1 protein-coding gene is annotated in these 4,519 nt (G+C 72.5%); it reads left to right on the forward strand.

Annotated elements, in window-relative coordinates:
* Positions 1-19: 19 nt before the first annotated feature.
* Positions 20-4,519, forward strand: a 4,500-nt coding sequence (locus ACIQGQ_RS37140; RefSeq protein ID WP_402405094.1) for an amino acid adenylation domain-containing protein, incomplete at its 3' end; no start/stop codon positions are given.

Genomic DNA, 4,519 nt, shown 5'->3' on the forward strand with positions numbered 1-4,519 from the left:
CGCCCAAGCCTGGCAGGACGTGACAGCCCGACGCGAACCGGCCCTCGAACCCATCGGCACCTCCCTGCGACAATGGAGCCGACGCCTGCGCGAGATGGCCCTGAGCCCGGCCCTGGCACAGGAGTCGGCATACTGGACCGAGGTTCTCGAACGCCCCACGCCGAGACTCGGAAGCCGGCCGCTCGACCCGGACCGCGACACCGTCGCGACCGCCGGCGACCTGGTGGTGGGCCTGTCCGCGGACGTGACACGCGAACTGCTCACCACGGTCCCCGCCGCGTTCCGTGCCGACGTCGACGACGTCCTGCTTACCGCGTTCGCGCTCGCCGTACGGGAATGGCAAGCCGACGCCGGGGGCGTCCTGGTCGAACGGGAGGCGCACGGCCGCGACGAGGAGCTGGTGCCCGGCACCGATCTGACCCGCACCGTCGGCTGGTTCACCAGCACCCACCCCGTGCACCTGGCGCCTGGCACGGTCACCGACCCCGCCGCCGCACTCAAGCTCATCAAGGAACAGATGCGCGCGGTGCCCGGCACCGGTCTCGGCCACGGTCTGCTGCGCGAGCTCAACCCGCAGACGTCCGCCCACCTGGGCGGACTGCCGCGTCCGCAGATCAAGTTCAACTACCTGGGCCGCCTCGCCGCCCGCGTCGAAGGGGACTGGACGGCCCTGCCGGACGCGGTCATCGGCGGCGGGCGTGACGCCGCCATGCCGCTCACCCACGCCCTTGAGGTCAACGCCCTCACCCGCGACGGCGAGCAGGGTCCCGAGCTGATGGTCCGCTGGTCCTGGGCAACCGGCCTGCTCGGCGAGGAGGACGTTCGCGCCCTGTCCCAGGGCTGGCTGCGCGCCCTCACCGAGCTCGCGTCTGCAGCAGAGCGCGGCGGTCTTACACCGTCCGACATCGCCCCCGCCGTCCTCGACCAGCGCGAGATCGAGGCCCTGGAGCGTGCCGTTCCCGGCCTGACGGACGTCCTGCCGCTCACCCCGCTCCAGGAAGGTCTGGTCTTCCACCACTCCCTCGACACCGACCAGGGCGATGTGTACACCGTACAGATCGCCGTCGACCTGACGGGTGAACTCGACGCCACCGCCCTGCGGGAGGCCGCACGGGCGCTGCTCGCCCGCCATCCCCAGCTGCGCGCCGCCGTGCACCACGCGGGCCTGCGGCGGCCAGTGTTCGCCATACCCGGCAATGTCCCCCTGCCCTGGGACGAGCGGGACCTGACCCACGAGGACGCCCCCGAAGCGGCCGCCCGCGCCCTGCTCGACGCGGACCGGGACCGCCGCTTCGACCTGACCCAGCCCCCTCTGGTCCGCTTCACGCTGCTGCGCCTGGGCGCAGACAGGTACCGCTTCGTGATCACCAAGCACCATGTGCTGTGGGACGGCTGGTCGCTCCCCGTGGTCCTGCGCGAACTCCTCGCCCTGTACCGCGGCGAACCCCTCGCGCCCGCCCACCCCTACCGTGCCCACCTGGAGTGGCTCGCGAGCCGCGACGACGAGGCGGCCGCCGCGGCCTGGCGCGAGGCACTCGCCGGATTCGACGAGCCGACGCTGCTCGCAGTGCCCGAGCCGGGCCGCGCCCCCCAACTGCCGGACACCCTGCGCTTCGTGCTGCCCGCCGGACTCACGGCCCGGCTGGCCGAGCGCGCACGAGAGGCGGGCGTCACCCTCAACACCGTGACGCAGGCCGCCTGGGCGCTGGTCCTGTCCCGGCTCACCGGGCGCGCCGACGTGGCCTTCGGTGTGACCGTGTCGGGCCGGCCGCCGGAGCTCGACGGCGCCGAGGCCATGATCGGCCTGTTCATCAACACCCTGCCCCTGCGGCTCGCCCTGCGTCCCGCCGAACCCCTGGCCGGCCTCCTGGTCCGCCTGCAGACGCAGCAGGCCCGACTGCTCGGCCACCAGCACCTCGGCCTCGCCCGGATCCAGGAACTGGCCGGCGCCGGCCCGCTGTTCGACACCTCGATGGTGTTCGAGAACTACCCCCTCGACCCGGCCTCGCTGACCGCCGACGCCGAGTCGGCAGGCATCCGTCTCACCGGCGCCGAGACCCGCGACGCCACGCACTACACGTACGGCCTGGTCGCCGTGCCCGGCGAGGAACTCGACTTCCGCCTCGACTTCCAGCCCGACCTGGTCACGCGCGAGGACGCCCGGGCGGTCGCCGACCGTCTGCTGCGCGTCCTGGAGAGCTTCGCTCTGGACCCCTCCGCTCCGGTCGGCCGGGTCGATGTCCTCGGCGCCGCCGAGCGCGCGGCCCTGCTCGGCGCGTGGAACGACACGGCACGCGAGGTGCCCTCCGGCGCCCTGCCTCAGCTCTTCGAGGCACAGGCGGCCCAAACCCCGGACCGGCCCGCGGTCGCCTTCGAGGGCATCGAGCTGACCTACGCCGAACTCAACTCCCGGGCGAACCGGTTGGCCCGGGTGCTCGCCGGACGCGGCGCCGGTCCCGAACAGCATGTCGCGGTGTCCCTGCCACGCTCCACCGACCTCGTGGTGGCGCTGCTCGCTGTGGTCAAGACCGGTGCGGCGTACGTCCCCGTGGACCCGGAGTACCCCGCCGACCGAATCGCGCACATCCTCGGCGACTCCCGGCCCGTGGCCGTCGTCGACGAGACGTGGCCAGCCGCCTCCGACATCGCGGCACAGCCGGCGCACGATCTTGCGCCGGTCGACCCCGACCATCCCGCGTACGTCATCTACACCTCCGGCTCGACGGGCCTGCCCAAGGGCGTGGCTGTCTCGCACCGGGGCATCGCCAGCCTCGCCGCCGGCCAGATCGACGCGTTCGCCGTCACCGACGACAGCAGGGTGCTGCTCTTCGCCTCGCCGAGCTTCGACGCGGCCGTGTCCGAGCTGTGCATGGCGCTGCTCGCCGGCGCCACCCTGGTCCTCGCGCCCGCCGACCGTCTGATGCCGGGCCTCGCGCTCACCGCGCTGGTCGCCGAACAGCGGATCAGCCATGTCACGCTGCCGCCCTCGGCGCTCGCAGTCCTCCCGGACGGGGCCCTCGACACGGTGACGACGCTGGTCGTCGCGGGTGAGGCCTGCCCGCCGGACCAGGTGGGCCGCTGGTCCCCGGGCCGCCGCATGATCAACGCGTACGGTCCTACGGAGTCCACGGTGTGCGCCTGCATGAGTGCCCCCCTGGCCGGGGCTGTCTCACCGTCGATGGGCACACCCATCGTCAACACCCGGCTGTACGTCCTCGACGCGGCCCTCACCCCCGTCCCGGTGGGCGCCCCGGGCGAGCTGTACATCGCGGGCGCGGGGCTCGCGCGCGGTTATGTGAACCGTCCAGATCTGAGTGCGGAGAGGTTCGTCGCCTGCCCGTTCGGGGCGCCGGGCGAACGGATGTACCGTTCCGGTGACCTGGCGCGATGGACAGCCGACGGGGAACTGGAGTATCTGGGGCGGGCCGACGACCAGGTCAAGCTCCGCGGCTTCCGCATTGAGCCGGGTGAAGTCGAGGCCGCTGTCACGGCACACGCCGCAGTCTCCCGCGCCGCGGTCGTCGTGCGTGAGGAACGGCCCGGTGACAAGCGGCTCGTGGCCTACTGGGTTCCGGCCGCCTGGCATGCCTCCGGACTGGCTGTCGGACAGACCTTCTTCGCAGCCGAGTTGAAGCGGCACACCCAGGCCAGGCTCGCCGAGCACATGGTGCCCTCGGCGTTCGTGGCCCTGGACACGCTGCCTCTCACGCCGAACGGGAAACTGGACCGCAAGGCCCTGCCCGCGCCCGAGTACGCAGCCCTGACCTCGGGGCGCGCACCGCGTTCGCCGCGCGAGGAGATCCTGTGCGGACTGTTCGCGGACGTCCTAGGCGTACCACAGGTCTCCATCGACGACAGCTTCTTCGACCTGGGCGGCCACTCCCTGCTCGCCACCCGCCTCGCCAACCGCATCCGCACCGTACTCGGCCTGGAACTCCCGGTCCGTCGGCTCTTCGAAGCACCCACCGTCGCCCAGTTGGCCGCGCTCGACAGTGCCGCCCCCCTGCGGATCCTGGCCGCCGATGCCGCCGCCGGGGGCCGCCCGGACCGGCTGCCGCTCTCCTTCGCCCAGGAACGTCTGTGGTTCCTGCGCGAGTTCACCGGGGTCGACGCCATCTACAACATCCCGGCCGTGCTGCGCCTGACGGGCCCCCTCGACCGGGACGCACTCACCTGCGCGCTGGGTGATGTGGTGGCCAGGCACGAGTCGCTGCGCACCGTGTTCGCCGAGGACGCCGACGGCCCGTACCAGCGGATCCAGGACCCGGTACCGGTGCCCCTGCCGGTCACCCGGACTGATGAGGCGCGCCTCGCCGCCGAACTGACCGCCGAGGTGACCCGCGGCTTCGACCTGTCTTGCCAACTCCCTCTCCGCTCACACCTGTTCGAACTGAATGAACACGAGCACCTGCTGTCCGTGACCTTGCATCACATCGCGGGGGACGGATGGTCGGTGGGTCCGTTGGCACGGGATCTGACGCAGGCGTACGCGGCACGGTGTGCGGGCGGGGCCCCGGCC

It is taken from the genome of Streptomyces sp. NPDC092952 (assembly GCF_044754785.1).
GTDB lineage: Bacteria > Actinomycetota > Actinomycetes > Streptomycetales > Streptomycetaceae > Streptomyces.